This window comes from Desulfobaccales bacterium (genome assembly GCA_041648175.1).
Taxonomy (GTDB): Bacteria; Desulfobacterota; Desulfobaccia; order Desulfobaccales; family 0-14-0-80-60-11; genus 0-14-0-80-60-11.
Genome location: JBAZPO010000004.1, coordinates 195,201 through 216,006, shown reverse-complemented (window position 1 = coordinate 216,006; position 20,806 = coordinate 195,201). Strand labels below are relative to the sequence as shown.

At 56.9% G+C, this 20,806-nt stretch carries 24 protein-coding genes and 1 tRNA gene; 13 read left to right on the top strand and 12 right to left on the bottom strand.

Features of this window, described 5'->3' with window-relative positions; all coding sequences use genetic code 11:
• Positions 1 to 165: 165 nt before the first annotated feature.
• The 6 genes from WC600_05825 to WC600_05800 all read right to left on the bottom strand — a co-directional run bounded on the left by WC600_05825 (position 166) and on the right by WC600_05800 (position 7,024).
• Positions 166 to 612 carry a tetratricopeptide repeat protein gene (locus WC600_05825; protein ID MFA4902248.1) on the bottom strand — a complete coding sequence of 149 codons (447 nt, stop codon included), beginning with the start codon at positions 610 to 612 and terminating at the stop codon, positions 166 to 168.
• Between the two features lie 426 nt (positions 613 to 1,038).
• Positions 1,039 to 3,489 (bottom strand): endopeptidase La, encoded by a 2,451-nt coding sequence (gene lon, locus WC600_05820; protein ID MFA4902247.1) that lies wholly within the window; start codon positions 3,487 to 3,489, stop codon positions 1,039 to 1,041.
• Complete coding sequence (clpX, locus tag WC600_05815) at positions 3,486 to 4,769, bottom strand: ATP-dependent Clp protease ATP-binding subunit ClpX (protein MFA4902246.1); 1,284 nt, start codon at positions 4,767 to 4,769, stop codon at positions 3,486 to 3,488. Before clpX ends, lon begins: the two co-directional genes overlap by 4 nt.
• 128 nt (positions 4,770 to 4,897) lie before the next feature.
• Entirely contained in the window at positions 4,898 to 5,515 is a 618-nt protein-coding gene (gene clpP, locus WC600_05810) for an ATP-dependent Clp endopeptidase proteolytic subunit ClpP (GenBank protein MFA4902245.1), read from the bottom strand.
• 1 nt (position 5,516) lies between these two features.
• Positions 5,517 to 6,848, bottom strand: a complete 1,332-nt coding sequence (tig, locus tag WC600_05805; protein MFA4902244.1) for a trigger factor — start codon at positions 6,846 to 6,848, stop codon at positions 5,517 to 5,519.
• A gap of 94 nt (positions 6,849 to 6,942) precedes the next feature.
• Positions 6,943 to 7,024: transfer RNA gene (locus WC600_05800), tRNA-Leu, on the bottom strand.
• Positions 7,025 to 7,341: 317 nt separating this feature from the next.
• Here WC600_05800 and WC600_05795 point away from each other — a divergent pair.
• The 7 genes from WC600_05795 (at position 7,342) to WC600_05765 (ending at position 12,080) form a co-directional block, all read left to right on the top strand.
• Positions 7,342 to 8,754 (top strand): aminopeptidase, encoded by a 1,413-nt coding sequence (locus tag WC600_05795; protein ID MFA4902243.1) that lies wholly within the window; start codon positions 7,342 to 7,344, stop codon positions 8,752 to 8,754.
• 313 nt (positions 8,755 to 9,067) lie between these two features.
• A complete protein-coding gene (locus tag WC600_05790) occupies positions 9,068 to 9,892 on the top strand; it encodes a PEP-CTERM sorting domain-containing protein (GenBank protein MFA4902242.1) in 825 nt (274 codons plus the stop codon).
• A gap of 236 nt (positions 9,893 to 10,128) precedes the next feature.
• A complete protein-coding gene (locus WC600_05785; protein ID MFA4902241.1) occupies positions 10,129 to 10,713 on the top strand; it encodes an SHOCT domain-containing protein in 585 nt (194 codons plus the stop codon).
• 93 nt (positions 10,714 to 10,806) lie between these two features.
• A complete protein-coding gene (locus WC600_05780) occupies positions 10,807 to 11,037 on the top strand; it encodes a hypothetical protein (protein MFA4902240.1) in 231 nt (76 codons plus the stop codon).
• A 60-nt stretch (positions 11,038 to 11,097) separates the two neighbouring features.
• A complete protein-coding gene (locus tag WC600_05775) occupies positions 11,098 to 11,421 on the top strand; it encodes a HigA family addiction module antitoxin (GenBank protein ID MFA4902239.1) in 324 nt (107 codons plus the stop codon).
• Positions 11,422 to 11,528: 107 nt separating this feature from the next.
• Entirely contained in the window at positions 11,529 to 11,786 is a 258-nt protein-coding gene (locus WC600_05770; GenBank protein ID MFA4902238.1) for a type II toxin-antitoxin system ParD family antitoxin, read from the top strand.
• Between the two features lie 6 nt (positions 11,787 to 11,792).
• Positions 11,793 to 12,080 (top strand): type II toxin-antitoxin system RelE/ParE family toxin, encoded by a 288-nt coding sequence (locus WC600_05765; GenBank protein MFA4902237.1) that lies wholly within the window; start codon positions 11,793 to 11,795, stop codon positions 12,078 to 12,080.
• Positions 12,081 to 12,186: 106 nt separating this feature from the next.
• Here the strand turns inward: WC600_05765 and WC600_05760 are convergent, their stop codons facing one another.
• Positions 12,187 to 12,819, bottom strand: coding sequence for a hypothetical protein (locus WC600_05760; GenBank protein MFA4902236.1), 633 nt, complete (start codon positions 12,817 to 12,819; stop codon positions 12,187 to 12,189).
• Between the two features lie 346 nt (positions 12,820 to 13,165).
• Here WC600_05760 and WC600_05755 point away from each other — a divergent pair, with 346 nt between their 5' ends.
• The 5 genes from WC600_05755 (at position 13,166) to rlmN (ending at position 16,655) form a co-directional block, all read left to right on the top strand.
• Positions 13,166 to 13,516: a hypothetical protein gene (locus WC600_05755; GenBank protein MFA4902235.1), complete on the top strand. Its 351-nt coding sequence runs from the start codon at positions 13,166 to 13,168 to the stop codon at positions 13,514 to 13,516.
• Between the two features lie 3 nt (positions 13,517 to 13,519).
• On the top strand, positions 13,520 to 14,587 hold the full coding sequence (locus WC600_05750) for a J domain-containing protein (protein ID MFA4902234.1): 1,068 nt from the start codon (positions 13,520 to 13,522) through the stop codon (positions 14,585 to 14,587).
• Entirely contained in the window at positions 14,580 to 15,068 is a 489-nt protein-coding gene (gene moaC, locus WC600_05745) for a cyclic pyranopterin monophosphate synthase MoaC (GenBank protein ID MFA4902233.1), read from the top strand. The genes WC600_05750 and moaC overlap by 8 nt, the downstream gene beginning before the upstream one ends.
• 30 nt (positions 15,069 to 15,098) lie before the next feature.
• Positions 15,099 to 15,461, top strand: coding sequence for an RNA polymerase-binding protein DksA (gene dksA / locus WC600_05740; protein MFA4902232.1), 363 nt, complete (start codon positions 15,099 to 15,101; stop codon positions 15,459 to 15,461).
• 165 nt (positions 15,462 to 15,626) lie between these two features.
• Entirely contained in the window at positions 15,627 to 16,655 is a 1,029-nt protein-coding gene (gene rlmN, locus WC600_05735; GenBank protein MFA4902231.1) for a 23S rRNA (adenine(2503)-C(2))-methyltransferase RlmN, read from the top strand.
• A gap of 97 nt (positions 16,656 to 16,752) precedes the next feature.
• Here rlmN and WC600_05730 read toward each other — a convergent pair whose 3' ends face one another.
• The 3 genes from WC600_05730 to WC600_05720 form a co-directional block, all read right to left on the bottom strand.
• Entirely contained in the window at positions 16,753 to 17,154 is a 402-nt protein-coding gene (locus WC600_05730; GenBank protein ID MFA4902230.1) for a DUF3192 domain-containing protein, read from the bottom strand.
• Between the two features lie 498 nt (positions 17,155 to 17,652).
• A complete protein-coding gene (locus WC600_05725; protein MFA4902229.1) occupies positions 17,653 to 17,838 on the bottom strand; it encodes a hypothetical protein in 186 nt (61 codons plus the stop codon).
• A 112-nt stretch (positions 17,839 to 17,950) separates the two neighbouring features.
• Positions 17,951 to 18,676 (bottom strand): type 1 glutamine amidotransferase, encoded by a 726-nt coding sequence (locus WC600_05720; GenBank protein MFA4902228.1) that lies wholly within the window; start codon positions 18,674 to 18,676, stop codon positions 17,951 to 17,953.
• 317 nt (positions 18,677 to 18,993) lie between these two features.
• On the opposite strand from WC600_05720, the gene WC600_05715 reads away from it, so the two are divergent.
• Entirely contained in the window at positions 18,994 to 19,761 is a 768-nt protein-coding gene (locus WC600_05715; protein MFA4902227.1) for a polyphenol oxidase family protein, read from the top strand.
• Between the two features lie 150 nt (positions 19,762 to 19,911).
• Here WC600_05715 and WC600_05710 read toward each other — a convergent pair whose 3' ends face one another.
• Positions 19,912 to 20,049, bottom strand: a complete 138-nt coding sequence (locus WC600_05710; protein MFA4902226.1) for a hypothetical protein — start codon at positions 20,047 to 20,049, stop codon at positions 19,912 to 19,914.
• A 74-nt stretch (positions 20,050 to 20,123) separates the two neighbouring features.
• On the bottom strand, positions 20,124 to 20,765 hold the full coding sequence (locus tag WC600_05705) for a DVU0298 family protein (GenBank protein ID MFA4902225.1): 642 nt from the start codon (positions 20,763 to 20,765) through the stop codon (positions 20,124 to 20,126).
• Positions 20,766 to 20,806: the final 41 nt, after the last annotated feature.

Sequence of the window (20,806 nt, the reverse complement as noted above, 5' to 3'; positions counted from 1 at the left end):
ATGCAAGAGATTTGGGCCTTTCAGGGTCTGGAGGAAAACTGCATTTAAACTATTATAACTATTCTCCGCACAATAGGGCAAATTGAGGCCAGCATCCGTAAAGCAGCTTAGAAATGGATTCGCGGCTGGGAGGGGGTTAAGTGGCGTTGTGTGAACCGGAGCCGGTCACTGCACTCCCCGCTTGGAGGATTTAGCCATTTCAACCATCAGGATGTTACTCCGCACCACCCCATCCAGGTCTTCGGATCCGAATTGCTTCTCGCTTATGCGGCAGGCGGCGCACACGCTGTCAACGTTGCACACCCGGTCAATGGCCACTTTGAACCCTTTAGCCCGGGGCAGCGCCCGCCGGAGATAATCCAAGGCTTGGTCATACTTGCCTTGCTTGACCATGATGGCCCCCAGGTTGTTCAGGGCCAGGGGCTGGGTCGGATCTTTTTTCAGCAACTCTTCGTAGAGTTTCTGAGCCTGGTTGTAATTACCCTGTTCCAAAAAATCAAAGCCGGTGTTCAACAACCTGACAACATCGCTATCCTGAGCCCACCCCAAGCCCGAACCCACGAGGCTAAAGGCTACCAGGATCACGATAAGTCGCCGCGCTTTCCGCTTCATATGCACCCCCTTTGATTATCAGAGTCTATAAAGTTCAAAGTTGGTAGGACGAGGGTATTATACCAAGTTGCGCTCATAGAAGTAAAAATAGCTTCGGTTTTGTAGAGGCACACTTGCATGTGCGACCACTCTGAGGGCGGACACATAGGTCCGCCCCTACAAAAGCTATAATTACCTGTATGACCGCAACTTGGTATTATACACCTTTTGGGTCCGCAACCATGAGATTTACTCGGGAGAAACCAAGCCCCCCTCCCCTTCCGGCATCACACGCGCCAAGGGCCGGATTACCCTCAAGATAATCCGGCCCCGGCATTTTTCTATTTTTCTATAAGGGATGATCGCCTAAAACTTACTGCGTTGCGAATCAGGCGGAAAATCGAGGGATTCTGGTTTTTCGCCTTTTTCCCTTTTCCCCAATCAAGGTTAATGGGCCTGAATCTCGGCGCCGGGTACCTCGGCCGGCACGTAGACCGCTTCAGGGGGCACCGGCGGCGGAACCGCCTTGAACAGACTCTCCGGATCATCCAGGACCAGGGCCTTTTTCAAGACCTCGTCCATATGATCCACCGGCACCAACTCTACCGCCTTGAGAATTCGGGCCGGAATTTCCTTGATATCCTTTTCGTTATCCCGGGGGATGAGCACGGTCTTCATCTGGTGGCGGTGAGCCGCAATGATTTTTTCCTTGAGGCCGCCTATGGGCAAGACCCGCCCCCGCAGGGTGATTTCGCCGGTCATAGCCACGTCCCGATGCACCGGAATCTTCAGTAAGGCCGAAGCAATGCAGGTGGCGATGGTAATCCCGGCGGACGGGCCATCTTTGGGAATGGCGCCCTCCGGCACGTGGACGTGGATATCGATCTTGCGGTAGAAGTCCGGGTCGAGCCCCAGGTTCTCGGCCTTGGAACGCACATAGCTCAAGGCCGCCTGGGCCGATTCCTGCATGACCTCTCCCAGTTTGCCGGTGATCAAGAGCTTGCCCCGGCCGGGCAATACCACGACTTCGGTATGGAGGAGTTCGCCCCCGAATTCAGTCCAGGCCAACCCAGTGGTGAGACCCACCTCGTCGGCCTCTTCGGTACGGCCAAAACGAAACTTGGGGACGCCAAGATACTTGGCCACCATCTGACTGCTGACCTTGACCTGATGCTCCCGGCCCTTGGCCGCCACTTCCCGGGCCACCTTCCGGGTGATGGAGGCGATCTCCCGCTCCAGGTTACGCACGCCAGCTTCCCGGGTGTACTGCCGGATCACGGTGAGAATGGCGTTCTCGGAGAACTGGATATTTTCCTTGCTCAGGCCATTAGCAACGCACTGTTTCGGGACCAAAAACTGGTCAGCGATCAGGAGCTTCTCCACCTCGGTATAGCCGGCCAGGCGGATGATCTCCATCCGGTCCTGGAGCGGTGGCGGAATGGAATAGAGATTGTTCGCCGTGGTGATGAACATCACTTCGGACAGGTCGTAGTCCACATCCAGGTAATGATCGTTAAAGGCAAAGTTCTGTTCCGGGTCGAGCACTTCCAGGAGCGCCGCAGAGGGGTCGCCCCGGAAATCGGTGCTCATTTTGTCCACTTCATCCAGGCAGAAGACTGGGTTGTTGGTCTTGGCCTTTTTGAGGGATTGAATGATCTTACCGGGCAGCGCCCCGATATAGGTGCGCCGGTGGCCGCGAATCTCGGCTTCATCCCGCACGCCTCCCAGAGACAGCCGCACAAAGTTCCGTCCCATGGCCCTCGCCACCGATTTGGCCAGGGAGGTCTTGCCCACGCCCGGCGGCCCCACCAGACAGAGGATAGGGCCTTTCATCTTCTTCACCAGGCTCTGGACCGCCAGGTGTTCCAGGATGCGTTCCTTGGGTTTCTCCAGACCGTAGTGGTCTTCTTCGAGAATGCGCTCGGCTTCTTCCAGGTTGTGTTTATCTTTAGTCTTCTCGTACCAAGGCAGAGATAAAATCCAATCGATGTAGTTCCGGGAAACCGTGGCCTCCGCCGACATGGGGCTCATGAGCTTCAGCTTCTTGAGCTCATGCTTCACCTTGGTGGTGGCTTCGACGCTCATCTTCTTCCGGCGAATGCGCCGTTCCAGTTCCTGAATCTCGCCCTTGAGATCCTCTTTTTCTCCCATCTCCTTCTGGATGGCCCGCATCTGCTCATTGAGATAATATTCCCGCTGGGTCTTTTCCATCTGCTTCTTGACCCGGTTCTTGATGCGGGACTCGATCTGGAGGATTTCATTTTCCCGGTTCACCAGGCCTACCACCTGTTCCAGCCGGCGGACCGCATCCAGGGTTTCCAGCAGGGCCTGTTTTTCGTCGGATTTGATGGCCAGGTGCCCGGCAATGATGTCGGACAGCCGCCCCGGATCCTCCACTCCCACAAGGCTTTGCTGGGCCTCCTGGGGAACCTTCTTGTTCAGCTTGGCATAGGTCTCAAACGCGCCGGTAGCGGTGCGCCGCAGAGCCTCGGTTTCGGACGTAACCTCCCAGGACTCCGGGAGTTCTTCGGCCTCTACCTGGAAAAACTGGGAAATGGGCAAAAACTGGCGCACAATGGCCCGCCCCTTGCCCTCCACCAGGACCTTGACGGTGCCGTCGGGCAGGCGCAAGAGCTGCAGGATCGCGGCCAGGGTGCCCACCCGGTGAATCTCACCCTCCCGGGGTTCATCTTTGCGGGGATCCTTCTGGGTGCAGAGCAGGATATATTTTTCCTGCCCCATGGCATATTCCAGAGCATGGATGGAACGTTCCCGCCCGATAAACAGTGGCACCACCATGTGGGGAAAAATAACGATATCCCGCAGGGGCAACATGGGGACCGTCACCAGGTTGCGTTTCTCCCCTTCGCCGCGGTTCTTGGGTAACCGAAAGATCATTGTTGCACCGCCATGCCGGGTTTATCCCAGGACAAATCTTCCGCCGTCCGGTAAGTGAGTATCGCAGCGGCATGCTTGATGATGAAGTCCTCGTTGATCAGGCATCCCTGCACATCTTTGAGCGACGGCAGTTCATACATCAGGTCCAGCATGGCCCGCTCCAGGATGGCTCTCAGCCCCCGGGCCCCGGACTTGCGCTTCAGGGCCTCATGGGCCACGGCTTCCAGGGCGCCATCGGTGAACTTCAAGGATACCCGGTCCAACTCCAGGAGTTTCTGATACTGCTTCACCAGGGCATTCTTGGGTTCCTTAAGGATGCGCACCAGGGCTTCTTCATTCAGTTCATCCAGGGTGGCCAGCACCGGCAGGCGCCCCACAAACTCGGGGATGAGCCCGAACTTCAACAAATCCTGGGGCTGAACCTTTACCAGAATCTCCCCCAGGGGCCGCTGGTTCCGGCTCTGGATATCGGCCCCGAAGCCCATGGACTTGCGGCCGGTGCGGGCGCCGATGATATCTTCCAGGCCGTTGAAGGCGCCGCCGCAGATGAACAGGATATTGGTGGTGTCCACCTTGATGAACTCCTGCTGCGGGTGCTTGCGGCCGCCCTTGGGAGGGACAGACGCCATAGTGCCTTCGATGATCTTGAGCAGGGCCTGCTGCACTCCTTCTCCGGAGACATCCCGGGTGATGGAGGGGCTGTCGGTTTTGCGGGCGATTTTATCCACTTCATCGATATAGACAATGCCTCGGGAGGCCTTCTCTACATCGTAGTCTGCGGACTGGAGCAGGTTGAGGATGATGTTTTCCACGTCCTCGCCCACATAGCCGGCCTCAGTTAATGTGGTGGCGTCGGCAATAGTGAAGGGCACGTTTAAGATGCGGGCCAGGGTCTGGGCTAACAGGGTCTTGCCCGAGCCCGTGGGGCCTATCAGCAGGATATTGCTCTTCTGGAGTTCCACGCCGTCCAGGTCCACCCCGGCATTGATGCGCTTATAGTGATTGTAGACTGCCACGGACAGGATCTTTTTCGCCCGTTCCTGGCCGATGACGTACTCGTCGATTTCCTTCTTAATGGCCGCGGGCTCGGGAATCGATAACCGGGCATGTTTGGCCTCGTCTTTTTCGTACTCCTCGGCGATGATATCGTTGCACAGTTCAATGCACTCATCGCAGATGTAGACACCGGGGCCGGCAATGAGTTTTTTCACCTCGCCCTGGCTTTTGCCGCAAAAAGAACACAACAGATCGGCACTCTTATCGGTACCGCGTTTACTCATATGTTTCTTCCTCCGCAAACCCCGAATTAGTTGGTTCCAGGGCTTGGCTGCTTTGCTTCGCCGCCGCCGTTTATGCTTACTTGATTATATCGGCAGCCGGCGGTTTTTTCTTTAGTCCCCTTCGGGGCCTAGTCCTGATGCTTAGGCGGAAACATGATCCCAGTTTCCCGATGGGTGATGACCTCGTCAATTAAGCCATATTCTTTGGCCTGCTGGCCGGACATGTAAAAATCCCGCTCCGTATCCTGATGGATGCGCTCAATGGGTTGGCCCGTATGGCTAGCCATGATTTCATTGAGATCTTCCCGCAGGCGTAAAATCTCCCGAGCCTGGATTTCGACATCAGTGGCCTGACCCTGAAACCCGCCCAAGGGCTGGTGAATCAGGATGCGGGCATGAGGCAGAGCGAATCTCTTGCCCTTGGCGCCCGCGGTCAAAAGCAACGCCGCCATGGACGCGCCTTGGCCCATGCACAGGGTGGCTACCGGGCTCTTGATATACTGCATCGTGTCATATATGGCCATCCCGGCGGTCACCAGGCCCCCAGGGGAATTAATGTAAAAGTTAATCTCTTTATCCGGATCCTCGGCCTCCAAAAACAGCAACTGGGCGATCACCACATTGGCCACATCATCATTGATGGCCGTCCCCAGAAAGATAATCCGGTCTCGAAGCAGACGGGAATAAATATCGTAAGCCCTCTCCCCCCGACTGCTCTGCTCCACTACGATGGGAATTAACGGCATTCTACTCCTTTTCGGTCACCTCGCCGGCGGATGCGGCGAGTGCACTTATTTCGGCTTTATCCAGCACCATCTTCATGGTCTTGTTATCCAGCAACTCACGCTGAAGAATGCCTTTGAGATCGCGTTCTTCATAGAACTTTTTCACCTCAGCGACGTCCCGGCCGCTATGTACGGCAATACTGGCCAACGCCGCGTCCACTTCGGCGTCATCCACTGTCAGACCTTCCTGGTCAGCGATCCGCGCCAGCACCAACTTGACCCGCACCCGGCGCTCGGCCATGGGCTTTAAGACCTCGGCCATCTTGCCGGTATCCATATTTGCAACGTTCATGCCGTACTGGCTGTAGCGCTCCATTTGATCCCGCAACATATTCTCTTGTTCCTGCTGGACCAGGGAGGGCGGCAATTCGAACTCATGTTTGGCCAGCAATTGATCCGCCACCTGGTTTTCCAGGTGGGCCTGCCTCTCCCGTTCTTTACCTTTAATAATATCCTCTCGCACGGCCATGCGCAAGTCAGCCAGGGTCTGAAAGTTTCCCCCCAGGTTCTGGGCGAAGGCATCATCCAGCTCAGCCACCACCTTCTCTTTCACTTCAATAATCTTCACCTGGAATTCAATTACCTTGCCGGCAATGAGGGGATTGGCGAAATCGTCGGGCAAGGACACGGCGAAGCGAGCTTCGGCTCCTTCTTTGAGACCTATGAGGTTGCTCTCGAAATCGACGTTGAATTTGCCGCTCCCCACTTCGAAGACGCTCCCTTCCGCTTTGGCGCCCTCCACGGGCTCGCCCGCGAAGTAGCCCTGGTAGTCCAGGACCACGAAATCGCCTTCCTGGGCCCCCCGGTCTACCGCGGGTGGTTTCAGAAGGGCGTTGTGCTGCCGGATCTCCTCCAGGCGTTTGTCCACTTCGTCTTCCGCGACCTCTACCTCAGGCGCTGCCAGTTTGAGGCCTAAGTAGTCCTGGGCGGTAAACTCCGGGGACACCTCCAATTCTACCGTGTAGCGGTAATCCTGCCCGGCCACCACCGGCGGCAGGGCCTCCGGCCAGTTCAGGTTGATGGGGTCCATGTCTTTATCCTTCAGAGCCTCCCCCAAAGAACGCCGCACCAGGTTATCGGACACCTCCTGTTCGATCTCCTTGCGGTAATACATCTCGAGGACGGACCGCGGCACCTTACCCGGCCGGAAACCCTTGACTTTGGCCTTTTTCCCCAATTCCCGGTAGGCCCGCTCCACTTCCTGAGTCACCTCAGTGGAGGGCACCTCGATCTTTAATTTCCGTTTGACTTCGCTGAGATTCTCCATCTCCACTTTCATTGCGCTCTCTGTCATTTCTTGGCTCACAATCTTGTCGAATTTTGATTTTTTTAGTTCTTAATTAATGTTCAGGAGGGCTGCCCCCGGTCTGTCTTCCCCCACCGAGGTATGCGAGAGGGGGGACTCGAACCCCCACGGTTATCCCGCTGGAACCTAAATCCAGTGCGTCTGCCGAATTCCGCCACTCTCGCGTTGCTGGCGCTTCATCAAATAAATTTATTAATTTTCCGCCCTTAAGTCAACTGCCCCAGGGTTGTATTCTGCTGCCGCCGTTGTTTCTCATGCAGAATCGTGCTATTTTTAGGTCAGTGGTTCATGAGCCTTTGGCCCATCTGTAAATTATGAAAAGGTTTGGTGACGCAGGCTTTCAAGCCTGTTTGGACATCACAGGCCGGGTTTCCTGCATTTACTCAGAAGCTTTTCGGAACATTAATATAGAGTGCGTCTTCACACCGTGACTGCACCGGATCCCATATATTGATTGCAACCTAGGGAGGATAATTCGAAGATGGAAGTCAACGATAAAGACGAACTGAAACAACTGCGGGACCGCCTGGCCGTCACCCAGACCATGGTATGGGACAAGGTGGATGCGGCCGAGCGCGCCGCCATCTTTGCTTTCGGTGACCACTACAAAACTTTCCTGGACCGCGCTAAAACCGAGCGGGAAGCGGTGACCGAAATCGAACGCCAGGCCAAGGCCTTGGGCTTCGTGGATCTGTCCCGGCATGAGTCCGGCCCCCGGGCCTTTTATAACTATAAAAACAAGGTCATCGTACTGGTGGTCCAGGGGCGGCGGCCCCTGACCGAGGGCATCCACCTGGTGGCCTCCCACATTGACTCACCCCGCCTGGATTTAAAGCAGTATCCCCTCTATGAAGACACAGACCTGGCCTTTTTAAAGACCCATTACTACGGCGGCATCAAGAAATACCAGTGGCTGGCCCGGCCCCTGGCCATTCACGGGGTGGTCCTCAAGGCCGACGGGACCCGCGTGCAGCTCACCATCGGCGAAGACCCGGGCGACCCGGTCTTTACGGTGCTGGACCTGTTGCCGCATCTGGCCCGCAAGGTCCAGATGGATAAAAAGGTTTCCGAGACCTTTGAAGGCGAAAAGCTCAATGTCCTGGTAGGTTCCTTGCCGTTGGGAGACAGCGAGACCAAGGAGCGCGTCAAGCTCCATCTGTTGAAATATCTGGAAGACCAGTATGGCATTGTGGAAGAAGACCTGATCAGCGCCGAACTTGAAGTGGTGCCGGCCGGACCCGCCCGGGACCTGGGCTGGGATCGTAGCCTGGTGGGCGGCTATGGCCAGGATGACCGCTCCTGCGCCTACGCCTCGCTGGCCGCCATCCTGGACGTCCAGGAGCCGGAGCATACCTGCCTGGCCCTGTTTTACGACAAAGAGGAAATCGGCAGCGAAGGCAATACGGGCGCCCAAAACTGCCTCCTGCATGAAGTCGTGGAAACCCTGTTGGAACTTCAGGGCGAAAATCCCCAGGCCCGGCGCCGGGTGCTCATGAGCAGTAAGGCCCTGTCCGCGGATGTCACCGGGGGCCTGGACCCGGATTTTCCGGAAGTCCATGAGAAGCGCAACGCCGCCCGCCTGGGGTACGGCGTCTGCTTTCACAAGTATGGCGGCAGCGGCGGCAAATATTCCACCAGCGACGCCAACGCCGAATACGTGGCTTGGATTCGCAAGACCTTCCAGGAGCACGGGGTTGTCTGGCAGGCCGGGGAGTTGGGTAAGGTAGACGAAGGGGGCGGCGGCACCATCGCTAAATACCTGGCGGTGTACGGCATGGAGATCATCGACTGCGGCACCCCGCTGTTGTCCATGCACTCGCCTTTTGAGGTGGCCTCCAAGGCCGACCTGTACATGACCTTCAAGGCCTTCCGGGCCTTTTTCCGGGCCCACTAAATTCCCGGGGACTGCTCCAGCCCTTTCACCTCCACCTCAGAGTTCATCGTTTTCTTAACTCTCCGATCAGGGCGGGACACCCCCGCCCTTCTTCTCCAATCGTTGAACCCCAGTTGCGATTCCGGCAAGGCTCAATTTATGAGACCTATTGTGTTTCTCACTGTGGTCAAAACGCCGCCAAAGCTAATCATAATCCCTTATTTTTTAATAATTTATATTTTATAAAATATATTGACTTATTATTTAAATTATTTAATTATAATCAAATCTATCGCAACCTTATTAAACCCCCCAACCGGAAAGGAGGAGCCCGATGAAAAAAACTTTTTGGTTAATCATCCCCTTGTGTCTCCTGGTTTATGTAAGCACGCTGGGGATAACCGGCCCGGCCTATGGCGCCGGGCTCATCGTCAGCCTGGATGGCACTCGAACCGGCGATGAAGGTGAAGAAGGCGGACCCCGCTATTTAACCAGCAGTGCCATGACTAACGCCACCACCACCTTACAGAACGCCGGCTTTACCATCAGCACCACGGACCGCTTCCTGGCCGCCAATATCGCCAGGGCTTGCGTCCTGTACACCGGAGCTGTGATTACGGATTTTACTGCCCAGGAACTGACTGATGTCCAGGCGTTTGTCGCCGGCGGTGGCGGCTTGGTGATGCAACGGGATTGGAACTCGTTCTATCCGGCGGCTGACCCCCTGGCCGCAATCTTTGGGGTAACCTACAACCCGGGCGGGTTTGGTATCGGCGGTACGGTTACTGCGGTCGATAAAACCGCGAACAGCCCTATCTGGGACGGACCCGCGGGTTCGGTGACCTCCTATGGCCAGATTTTCTCTTCTTCGGTCTCGGGGGCCACAGCCATCGGGGTACACTCCACCGACCCCGGCGAAACCGCGCTGGCCACACTCGTGTATGGCTTGGGGCACGTGGTCTTCCTCACGGACATGGATGCCTGGGACGACTTTGGTAATGCTGCCAAACCCCTGATTACGGCGGGAAGCAACAATGCCATTGTGTGGGAGAATATGTTCCACTATGCCTGCACGCCGGTTCCCGAACCTGCCACCCTGGTCCTCGTGGGGTCGGGTCTCCTGGGGCTGGTTAGCTGGAGGAGAAAAGCAAGAAAGTAACTGCTTGCCTCCTTAGAGCCAAGGCAGGGTCGCAGCCAACCCTGCCTTTTTCTTTTGGCGCCTCTGGGGCTGTTCTGAATATCTCCTGGCAAAGCGGTTTTTTAAATAAACAAGGCAGTATCCCCTGGGGTACCGCTCGCGCTGCAACGTTCAGCGCTCCCTTGAGGCTTGCAAGTTTGCCCAAAAATGGTACCCTTAGGGAAAATCTGACTTAATCTGTAGTGGAACCTTATAAAATGGGTAGATTCTTTTCCCGCTTTAAGCAAGATCCGGTTGACCCCTCGGTCTCTACCTTTGGGAACCTGGCCAATTTTTACAGCCTCCTGATCTTTCTCATCGCCATTCCCTTCGTCCTGATCATCGGCCTGGTATGGCTCACCGGCATCATTGGTTTCAACACCTACATCTTTGCGGGCTTCGCCTGCCTGCTGGCTTATGCCGTCTGGCGCATCTACCGCCGTTGGGGGATCATCAAGGCCAAGATGGCCTCTCAGACCGGCGACTTCCAGGATCTGATGCGAGAGGCGACCAAGAGCGGCAAGGACGTTGAAATCTCCCTGATGAACGGCGTCTTCACCCTGCGCTACAGCGGCTCGGACCGCCTGACCCAGGCCGCCCTGACCGGGGGACGGCCTCAGCCCCTGGCTTTAGAAGCCCCTGCGGCCCTGGTCACGGAACCGCCAGATACACAAGCCTGGCTACCGCCGGAACGTCTGCGGGAGGAACTGGGCGAGTTCATGCGGCTCCGGGACGAAGGCGTCATCAGCCCCGAGGAATTCGACCGCATCAAGGCCAGCTTGCTCCAGCGCATTTCGGCTTGAACACCCGCGCCCGGCCCCTTCGGGTCTCCTGATCAATTTCCCCTAACTAATTATCCTTGACGTAACGCATAATTTACCCTATATTTTAGACTGATGATCGTGAGCTTCAGAGACAAGCGCACGCGCGAGTTCGCAGAAGGCAAATGGGTCAAAGCCTTCGCCGGGTTCGAGCGCAAAGCGGAAATGAGGCTCGACCAGCTTGACGCAGCCATCTCGCTCCTCGATTTGGACTTACCCGGCAACCGTCTCGAAGCGCTTAAGGGCGACCGCAAGGGGCCAATACAGTATCCGTATCAACGATCAATGGCGGATTTGCTTCGATAGGCCGAAAGGCACGCCGGGGCCGGTCAACGTTGAAATAATCGATTATCATTGAGGTGCATCATGGGACGCAGTGCCATACATCCAGGCGAACATCTTGCCGAACAACTTACAGAACTGGGCATGAGCGCGGCTGAATTGGCCCGGCAGCTTAAGGTGCCCACGAACCGCATCACCGAAATCCTGAACGGCCAGCGCGCCGTGACCGGGGACACGGCCTTGCGCCTGGGGCATTTCTTCGGGACCAGCCCGGAATTCTGGATGAACCTGCAAAAGCTCTATGAGCTGCGCCTGGCCGAGCAGAAATCCGGGGAAACCATCAAGGACTTGCCGACTCTTGCCAAGGCGATGAAGAAACTGAGCGGCGATTCGCAGGCCCACCACTAGTAAGGCTACGATCCGGCGCAAATATGGACTGTTGAATAAATTAAATCAATAACAATTATTGACATTTTATGTTATCGGCGACATATTAGCAATAGGAGTTAAGCGCCATGAACATTTCACTAACGCCACAGCTTGAAGAATTGGTCAAAAGGAAAGTGGACAGCGGGCTTTATGTTTCAGCGAGCGAAGTCCTGCGAGAAGCCCTGCGCCTTCTTGAAGAACGCGACCGTTTAAAGGCCCTGCGTCTTGAAGAGTTGAGGGCAGAAATTAAGAAGGGCTTGGACAGTGGGGAGGCAACGCCATTGGATATCGGCGACATTAAGGCACGGGGGCGCAAGCGACTAGCGGCAGAGCCAGAGAAATAAACCCCGATGCCGCAAGTTCTTAAACTCCCGCAGGCTGAAACCGATCTCGATGATATCTGGTGGTATATAGCCCAGGACAATGCAGACGCCGCGGACCGGTTCCTTGATAAAATTGAAGATCGCTGCCAGACGCTGGCGCAATTCCCGAATATGGGCATGAGCCGTGATGAACTGCTGCCGTCCTTGCGCAGTCTGCCGATCGGCAAATATCTGATTTTCTATGTGCCCATTGATGACGGGATTCAGGTCGTCAGGGTTCTACCCGCAATGATGGATATCGATGCCTTCTTTTAAGGGCCAAAGTGGCCGAAGGGCTCGCCATCAGTTTTCAATCGCCTGATATTGTGGCACCCAAGGTTGCTCTTCACTGATTTCTGACGGCTGAACCCTGACCGCTCCCTCACACTTCCGGGGTGGCCTCTTCCGGTCGGATTTCCTCGGTTCCCAGGGCGAAGAGGGGGCCGGAGATGAGGGCTCCCCCGTCCCAAAAGTCCCGGCGATAACGGTAGTAGAGATGGAGGCGCACCAGACCCCGGGCCAGACGGCGCAAGGCGTCGTCCCCCAGATTGTCCAGGCAGGATTGCAGCAGGACCAGGAAGGCCCCCGGCAAATAGAACCCCTCTTTCCCCAGGCTGCCCTGAAACTCCAGGCGGTAGCCGCCGGCCTTAAACTCGTAGAGTTCCGCCTGATAAGACCGCATGGCGGGCCGTCCGGGTTCTTCGGCTAATTGCAGTTGACCCAGGGGCAGACGGGGCCGACGAGGCGGGCCATCGCTGTCCAGCACTCGCTCGCAGACCTGGTCCAGGAACCGGATCAATTCCCGGGCCACCCGCATCTCATTCAGTTCTGCCAGCTCATAGAGGATGCGGGCATAAACCAAAAGGATAAGGGGAATGGCATCGCTATCGGGGTCCTGACTGCTCAACCAGGAAATGTGAGGGGTAACCTGGTTTTGGGGGAAAAAATCGACGCGCACCGTGGCCGTATGGCGGCCCCGATCCAGGCGTAAGCGCTCCAGTAACCGTTTGAACATGAGTTCCTAAAATATTGCCGGTGGCTTGGCTCTCGCCGTAACAAAGGAGCCGCCCCTGCATCGCTGGCGGCTCATCCGCCCCGTTACTCCTGGGGGCCCCAGCCTTGAACATACCGAAATAATTAGGTAAAAAACTCTAACGTACGTCTAACATATCCAATGAGAGCGCGAAAGTCAATAACTTCCCCTGCTCCCGGTGAACCGAGACCCGGAAAATTACGGTTTACATACCCGGCAAGATATTTTATATAAAAAAGATAATATATATGATGAGGAGTGGAGTTTGAGTTCTGCATCCCCGACGTTACCCTCTGGGGTACCGAATTGCCTAAAGAAAAGGCAACTTTTGAACGATAAGATGTTAAGCCCTGCTTCTTGCCGGGATTATGGCCTCAAGTTCCTGGAGCTGGGGTGGCGGGAAGATGCCCTGGAGTTCTTTCAAAAAGGCGGGGTCACGGAAGCGCTGGAAAAGCTCAAGGCCTACAGCCTGGAAACGGGCGACGCCTTCCTGCTGGCCCGCTTGGGCAACCGGGAGCCGGAAGTCTGGCGCCGGCTGGCTGACCGGGCTTTGTCCCTGGGAAAACTCCATTTCGCCCGGCGGGCCTTTGAGATCGCCGGGGATGCCGATAAAACCGCCATGGTCGCCGGTCTCATCGCCGGTCAGACCCCAGCCTCTGATGAGGCGTTAGATAATTGAATTATGGCTGCTCCGGATTACTACCGCATTTTAGGGGTGAAGCGCTCCTGCACCGTAGAGGAAGTGCGACAGCGTTATCGTTTGCTGGCCCGGCAACACCATCCCGACCTCAATCCCGACGATCCGGAGGCTGCGGCCCGTTTTCGCCAGGTGGTGGAAGCCTTCGAGGCCATCCTGGCGGCCAAAGCCAAGACCAAGGCCAAAGCCAAAGCTGCGAGCCGCACCCGCAAGCATGCCGCCCAATATCGCCAGCCCCGGTTTACCGGCAAAGAAGACCTCTATGAAGAGTTTTTCGGCATTTGCCAAGAGGACTCCTCTCCGTCATGGTCGGCGGGGGCAGATTTCCGCTATGACCTGGAAGTTCCCTTTCTGGCGGCCATCAAGGGCATGGGAACCGTGATTGCGGTAGATCATCAGCCGCAGTGCCGTTATTGCCAGGGCTCCGGCCTGTCGCCGGGGACCGCGTATCGGGAATGCCCGGAATGCCAGGGCCGGGGCCGTCGCTTCGGAGGGCCCGGGCTCCTGCGGTTCGGTCCTGTCTGCGGGCATTGCCGGGGGCGGGGCAAGGTCGTTTCCCAGCCCTGTCAGCACTGTGGCGGGGTTGGCTCCTGCTCCCATACACAGGAATACCACCTGCGGATTCCGCCGGGCACCCGGGACGGCGACCGTTTGCGCTTTAAGGGCGAAGGTGGCGGGGGTTACCAGAACGGGCCTCCGGGGAACCTGGAAGTAGTAATCCATGTGGCTCCCCATAGCTTTTTTACCCGGATGGGCAACGACATTCACTGTAAGATCGAGATTTCTTTTGCCGAAGCCGCTCTGGGCAGCGCCATTTGCATTCCCACCCTGGATGGCTTCCAAATGGTGAGATTACCCCAGGGCACTCAAACCGGCTGGACGTTCCGGTTTACGGGGGCCGGAGCCCCCGGAGGGCCCTTGGAGCCGCCCGGTGATCAGGTGAATGAGATCATCGTCACCACGCCGCAAAACCTCAGTCCCCGGCAGCGGTCGCTCCTGGAGGAATTGGGTCATTTGGAACTGGAACCGTTCGAGAGGGCCGGCCATGAATAGCTTTACCCACCTGGATGAATCAGGGCAGATGCGCATGGTTGACGTGGCTGACAAGCCCGAAACCTTGCGCTGTGCCACAGCCGGCTGCCGGGTGGTGGTGGGTCCTAAAGTGTTTCCCCTGCTTGTGGCCGGCCGGCTCCCCAAAGGTGACGTCTGGGCCGCGGCCAGGCTGGCCGGCATCATGGCGGCCAAGAATACTTCGCAGCTTATTCCTCTCTGCCATCCGCTGCCTCTCACCGGGATTGACATAGACTTTACCCCGGAACCGGAGGAGTGGGCCGTGGCCATCCAGGCGCGGGTGCGCACCTACGCCCGCACCGGGGTGGAAATGGAGGCCTTAACGGCCGCAGCGGTGGCCGCTCTCACCATTTACGACATGTGCAAAGCCGTGGACCGGGGTCTGGTTATTACAAACTTACTGCTCATGGAAAAGAGCGGGGGAGCCAGTGGCGCCTATAGCCGGGCCGCGGCAACCCCATAAAAATTACTGTGCGGAGGCCGGAGTTGAGTAATGGATCCTGATCGATTAGAATATTTTCGTAACCTGTTGCAAGAACGCCTGGCAGAAATTTTAGGAGAGGCCGACAAGACGCGCAGTGACATGACTGGCGTCATTGCCCCTTTTCCGGACCCCACCGACCGGGCCACCCTGGAGACCGACCGCAACTTCACCCTGCGTATCAGGGACCGCGAACGGAAATTGATCAGCAAAATCAGGGAAGCTTTGGACCGCATCGATGCCGGAACCTATGGCTATTGCGAACTCTGCGGCGGTGAGATCACCGAAAAGCGCCTTAAGGCCCGACCGGTGACCACCATGTGTATCGCTTGCAAGTCCGGACAGGAGGCCTTGGAACGCTCTCGGGGGCAGTAACTGCAGTGGTCAGTGGCCAGTTACTTATCAGTTCCCTGCCAAATTTTATCTTGAATTCTTAATTTTCGGCTTAAATCAACTTGACTCATAAAGTGGAGATCACCGACCACCTATACTAATTCCTTTAATAACTGACCACTGGCCACTGAGCACTAAGTCCTTCCCATGACTCACCCGTTAGATCTGAAAGAATTCACGCTCCCCGAGTTGGAGGAGCTTATGGCCGCGTGGGGCCAGCCGACCTTCCGAGCCCGGCAACTGGTCAAGTGGCTCTACAAGGGAGTGGGCGACTTTGAGGGTATGACCGATATCGCCAGGCCTTTCCAGGCGGAGTTGTCCCGGCACGCCCGGATCAGTAGCCTGAGCGTGGAACAGGTGCAAGAGGCTGCGGATGGCTGCCGGAAATTCCTCTTTGCCCTGGAAGACGGCAACCTCATCGAATCGGTCCTCATCCCGGAAGAAGGCCATTACACCTTGTGCCTGTCCTCCCAGGTAGGGTGCGCCCAGGGTTGCCGCTTTTGTCTGACGGCCCGGCGCGGCCTGATCCGCAACTTGACGGCTGGCGAAATCGTCAATCAAATCATAGCGGTGCGCAAGAATCTGCCGGACGCTCGGCCCCTTTCCAACCTGGTGTTCATGGGCATGGGGGAGCCCCTGGCCAATTTTGACCCCCTGGTACGGGCTCTCGGCGTCATTACCGCGCCCTGGGGCTTAAACTTCGCTTACCGGCGGATAACCGTGTCCACCGCAGGATTGGCGCCGCTTATCCCCCGGCTCGGCGTCGAAGTCCGGGCCAACCTCACGGTATCCCTCAATGCCCCGGATGACGAGACCCGGAACCGGATCATGCCCATCAACCGGCGCTATCCGCTGCCCGAGCTTATGGCCGCCTGCCGGGCTTTTCCCTTACCCCGACACCGGCGTATTACCTTTGCCTATGTGCTCTTAGACGGCATCAATGACGCGCCGGATCAGGCCCGGCAACTGGCCAAGCTGCTTCGGGGCTTCCGGGCCAAAATCAATCTGATCCCTTTCAACCGGCACCCGCGCCTATCCTATGAGCCGCCGCCGGAGGCGCGCACCTTAAAGTTCCAGGAGATTTTGCGGGAGGCCAATTATACGGTGATGATCAGAGAGAGCCGGGGACAGGAGATCGGCGCCGCCTGCGGCCAACTGGCAGGAGAAAAATTATAGCTCTCTCTGCGCCTCTGCGGTGGAAAATGCTTAACCGAAGAGGACGCTGAGGGCGCAGAGCTAAATGTGTCAGATGATTTATGTCGCTAGGTATGACTCATTGAGTCCGACCCCAGGGCAGGCTGCCCTTGGGCACCCCTTCTGATTCCGTTTCCATGCGGTCCACCGCCCCCCGATAATCCCGCCTCCCGATGCCCACCAGCCGGTCATTCTTAAACACCAGGGGGGAGTAGCCGCTCCGTACGGTATTGCTCTCATCAAAGTCCATGCTGTGGGTCAGGTAGAAATAAATGGTATAATGGCCGCCACGATAATCCCCTTCTTCCTGAATCCCGGGCGGCCCCATGATGCCGACCACTTCTGCCTTGCTCATCCCCTTCTTTATTTCATTCATGTGGACATAGTTGCTCCACATCTGTTTTTCGAAGCGCTGATACGCCACCTGCTCGCAGCCCACCGTCAATATCCCCAAAACCAGTACCAGGTGCAACCAAGCCATGAAATTTCTCCCCCACGTGTTCCCACTATAATCACCTCCGCCATGCCCGTCAAGCAAAGGTGCTCACCTCTGGGGGAGATGGCAAATTTTCATCTAATCTTAAGCGTAACGATTCTCATATCAATGGGCTCTGACCGGCTATCTTGATAGCCACAAATTACGCGTTCTCTTATTTCAAGGTCGAAGGCAATCACAGTGAAAGAATCACAGCCGCCAATTAGCGTCAGGTATGGAAAGTACTCCATGGTTTAAATTCCATAGTTCTAGCGGCGAGCAAATTAAACAGGCAGGTATTAAAGCCTATTTCTCATCACTCTGCCGATCTTGAGAAAAGTCCACGGTGGCGATAAGTCGGATCAACTACCAGGGCCTATATCAACCGAGCAAAGTATAGACTTACTATGCCCCAATACCCATACCTCACCCAAAAGTGTTGGCTCCGGAGGAATTCTAAAATCTCCTTGAGGCCTTCAAACTCTCACCCTGCGCCTCCAGGACTCACGAAGAGTGCCCCAGACATTCCTCAATGCGGCAATGATCTTTGCTAGCCCGCTGGCGGTAAAAAACCGTTAAACGTCTACGGATATCGGCCCCTTCCTGGCCCATTTGGGCCAGGATTTGCTCCGTGATAGGGGCCAACTCCATGTGGGCCAGAATGTCAGTGCGCTTATTGCGTTTCTTCATGGGGCCACCCTTTGTCCGTTTTCTTAAATACGATTTCAAGTTTCATGCCAACCGCGTATGATCTCCATGGCGCGCACCCCCATGGCAAAACCGCCGGCCGGTCATGGACAGCTTATGAGCCCCAGATCAAACGAAAGAAATTTTTCATGAAATGGTGAAACTCCCGGCCCATGGCCGCTTCCTGGGCTACGGCGGTGGTGATCATGGTTTCCGGGTCGGCGCCCGAGCCGCTCAGGGCCCAGTCGCCATCATGCTTGAGCCAGGTGGCCACATCCATTGCGGCGGCATGATTGTCAAACTGGAGTCCCAGTATCCGGGGATTATCAATTAATCCCAAGGCCTCCACCGGCGCCCCCTCCGACCGGGCCAGGAGGCTGAGGTCCGCGGGCAAGGGCGGCAACACTCCCTGGCCATGCCACTTGAACAGGTTGAGCTTAGGCGGCAATCCCTGAAAAGCCGGATGCGCCAGCCCCGCGGAGGTCAGCTCCCCGGTGATGAAACCCACGGATTTTTGCGGCAAAGGGCCGACCCGGCACCCCAGCACGTTCCCCAGAAGTTGGTGACCCAGGCAAAACCCCAGGTAAGCCTTTCCCGCCGCGATCACTTCCCGAATACGGGCCTTTAATGGTATGAGGTAGGGAAACTGCTTTTCCTCATCCACATTGGGAGACCCTCCCAAAACGATCATGCCGTCAAAGGGGTCCAGGGACGGCAAAGGTTCTTCCCAGGCTTTCGTCACCTGGAAGTTAACCTCCGCCTCCAAAAGCGCCGCCAACAGATGCTGTCCAGGGCCCTCCCAGTCCATGTGCTGCACGATCAACAAGCTCTTTGCCGCCACGCGCCATGCCCTCCTGACAAATTAATCTTGTAAGAATGGGATTTTTCCCCACCTTTGTATATTATACGTGAAGTCACGGGAATACGGGCGGCGTAATCTGGGAGCGGGGCCGAATTATCCTTCCGGAAACCAAGCCCTCACATCCGGGCAACCTTTTGCCGGTAGCCTGGATAAAGGGGCGGGAAGGAAGGCCAGGTTAGTTGAAAGCAGCCTCTAATTATTAGACGATAAGGTGGCGAAGCAGAGCTTCGCCGGAAATTTACATTCCCAAGCTGGAGCTTGGGAACGAGAAGAAAGCAGCCTTGAGGAGGGTGTGGATGGCGGAATGGCAGACAGCCGGCGAGCCTAAATCTTACCGCAGCCCCGTGCTGGCCGCACTGCCGGCAGTGGTGCACGGTTTTTTCACCCGGCAAGGGGGCGTCAGCACCGGAGCGTATGACAGTCTTAATGTGAGCCCGGCAGTGGGGGACCTTTGCGATCTGGTGGGCGAAAACCAGCGCCGCATGGAGCAGGCGTTGGGGCTAAAGAGTTTGGCCAGCGCCGCGCAGGTGCATGGCAACCACGCGGCAGTGATCACCTCGGCCGACCAGGGCCAGGGGGAAGACATACCGGAGGTGGACATCCTGGTCACCACCGTACCCGGCTTGGGTCTGGTCATCAAACAGGCCGACTGCCAGGCCGTCATGCTCTATGATCCGGTCAACCGGGTTGTAGCCAACGTCCACTGCGGCTGGCGCGGGCACGTCCACAATATTCTGGGCGAAACCGTGGCGTTGCTGCAGACCACGTTCGGGTCGCAACCGCGGGCCCTCTACGCCGCGGTGGGACCCAGCCTGGGGCCCTGCTGCGCCGAGTTCCGCAACTTCCGGCAGGAGTTTCCCGAAACCCTGTGGGGCTACCAGGTGCGGCCCACATACTTTGACCTATGGCAGATCACCGTAGATCAACTGACGGCAGCCGGACTGCGACCGGAACGCCTTGACCTGGCGCGGCTCTGCACCCGCTGCGGGGCCGGCGAGTTTTTCTCCTACCGCCGGGACAAGGTTACCGGCCGTCAAGGGGCCGTCATCGCCCTGCGAGCCTGAAGAGGGCGCGGCAACCCCGATCCGGCAAGCTCCGCCGATACCCCAACCGTGTCCAGAACCTGCGACCGTGAGATTACCGGGGAAGCCCTCGGACCGCACTTAGAGCAACCCGGTACCCTTGTTCCCTATACGGGTAGACCGGAATCTGCCTTACGGATTCTTTTTGGAAATCTTTTCCTTCAGATCGCCAAAAGTTTTCTTGGCCATCTGAACAACCTGCTCCACTTGTTGGGGGTATTTATAGCCTACAAATACGCCGATGGCAAAAACCACAATAAGTAAGAACATTTAAGCCTTCCTTTCTTATTCAAGTTTAATCTGGGGCGTTGGCCCAGATAATTGTCAAACTTGGCACTCCCAAATCAAGCCAGATTCGCCAGGGCTTCTTGGGCCATCCGGCCCACGCTGGTCTGAAACAGACCCTCGTGGTCGTAAAGCTGAACCGGCTGGTCGTCTTCTAAAAGCGCCCGGATGGCGTCGGCCGCCGGGTGATACCGCGCTTTACCGAGACCCCAGGCGGCCAGGGCTCGCTTTTGTGCCTCGGGGTTTGTGAGAAAAGGCACAATCACGGGCAAAACTTCTTCGAGAAGTTCCGGATGCACCTCGGCCAAACGACCCACCCCCCAGAGCATGGGTTCTTGGGAGAACTCCTCCTCCAGGAACCCGACGAACATGGGGATGATCTCTTTCACTAACGAAATCTGGTGGCGGCCGATCTCTCCCAAAGCAGCCGCGGCCCCCCAGCCGTTACTGCCCGAATCCTCATTGAGCAGGTAGATGAGCCGATTGATGAGTTTGCCGACCTGCGCCGGGTTGGAGCCGGCCACATATCCCAATCCCTCCAGAGCCCGCCAATGCAGGAGGTCACCCGGGTCGTAGAAAAACTGCATCAGGATGGCCGCCACCCCGGAATCCTGGCCCGCCAGTTCCTGCAGGCCCGGGAAATTTCCGTCTTTCAGCAAGGTGACAATCTTTTCCCGCAGATGGCGCCGGCTTGGTCGCAAAAAGGTCAGCTCTCCTCTCTAGATTCGGAAGCTCCGAGACT

Coding starts and splice junctions, on each gene's coding strand:
- WC600_05825 (MFA4902248.1), bottom strand. CDS start 612: ATGAAGCGGAAAGCGCGGCGACTTATCGTGATCCTGGTAGCCTTTAGC.
- lon (MFA4902247.1), bottom strand. CDS start 3,489: ATGATCTTTCGGTTACCCAAGAACCGCGGCGAAGGGGAGAAACGCAAC.
- clpX (MFA4902246.1), bottom strand. CDS start 4,769: ATGAGTAAACGCGGTACCGATAAGAGTGCCGATCTGTTGTGTTCTTTT.
- clpP (MFA4902245.1), bottom strand. CDS start 5,515: ATGCCGTTAATTCCCATCGTAGTGGAGCAGAGCAGTCGGGGGGAGAGG.
- tig (MFA4902244.1), bottom strand. CDS start 6,848: ATGACAGAGAGCGCAATGAAAGTGGAGATGGAGAATCTCAGCGAAGTC.
- WC600_05795 (MFA4902243.1), top strand. CDS start 7,342: ATGGAAGTCAACGATAAAGACGAACTGAAACAACTGCGGGACCGCCTG.
- WC600_05790 (MFA4902242.1), top strand. CDS start 9,068: ATGAAAAAAACTTTTTGGTTAATCATCCCCTTGTGTCTCCTGGTTTAT.
- WC600_05785 (MFA4902241.1), top strand. CDS start 10,129: ATGGGTAGATTCTTTTCCCGCTTTAAGCAAGATCCGGTTGACCCCTCG.
- WC600_05780 (MFA4902240.1), top strand. CDS start 10,807: ATGATCGTGAGCTTCAGAGACAAGCGCACGCGCGAGTTCGCAGAAGGC.
- WC600_05775 (MFA4902239.1), top strand. CDS start 11,098: ATGGGACGCAGTGCCATACATCCAGGCGAACATCTTGCCGAACAACTT.
- WC600_05770 (MFA4902238.1), top strand. CDS start 11,529: ATGAACATTTCACTAACGCCACAGCTTGAAGAATTGGTCAAAAGGAAA.
- WC600_05765 (MFA4902237.1), top strand. CDS start 11,793: ATGCCGCAAGTTCTTAAACTCCCGCAGGCTGAAACCGATCTCGATGAT.
- WC600_05760 (MFA4902236.1), bottom strand. CDS start 12,819: ATGTTCAAACGGTTACTGGAGCGCTTACGCCTGGATCGGGGCCGCCAT.
- WC600_05750 (MFA4902234.1), top strand. CDS start 13,520: ATGGCTGCTCCGGATTACTACCGCATTTTAGGGGTGAAGCGCTCCTGC.
- moaC (MFA4902233.1), top strand. CDS start 14,580: ATGAATAGCTTTACCCACCTGGATGAATCAGGGCAGATGCGCATGGTT.
- dksA (MFA4902232.1), top strand. CDS start 15,099: ATGGATCCTGATCGATTAGAATATTTTCGTAACCTGTTGCAAGAACGC.
- rlmN (MFA4902231.1), top strand. CDS start 15,627: ATGACTCACCCGTTAGATCTGAAAGAATTCACGCTCCCCGAGTTGGAG.
- WC600_05730 (MFA4902230.1), bottom strand. CDS start 17,154: ATGGCTTGGTTGCACCTGGTACTGGTTTTGGGGATATTGACGGTGGGC.
- WC600_05725 (MFA4902229.1), bottom strand. CDS start 17,838: ATGAAGAAACGCAATAAGCGCACTGACATTCTGGCCCACATGGAGTTG.
- WC600_05715 (MFA4902227.1), top strand. CDS start 18,994: ATGGCGGAATGGCAGACAGCCGGCGAGCCTAAATCTTACCGCAGCCCC.
- WC600_05710 (MFA4902226.1), bottom strand. CDS start 20,049: ATGTTCTTACTTATTGTGGTTTTTGCCATCGGCGTATTTGTAGGCTAT.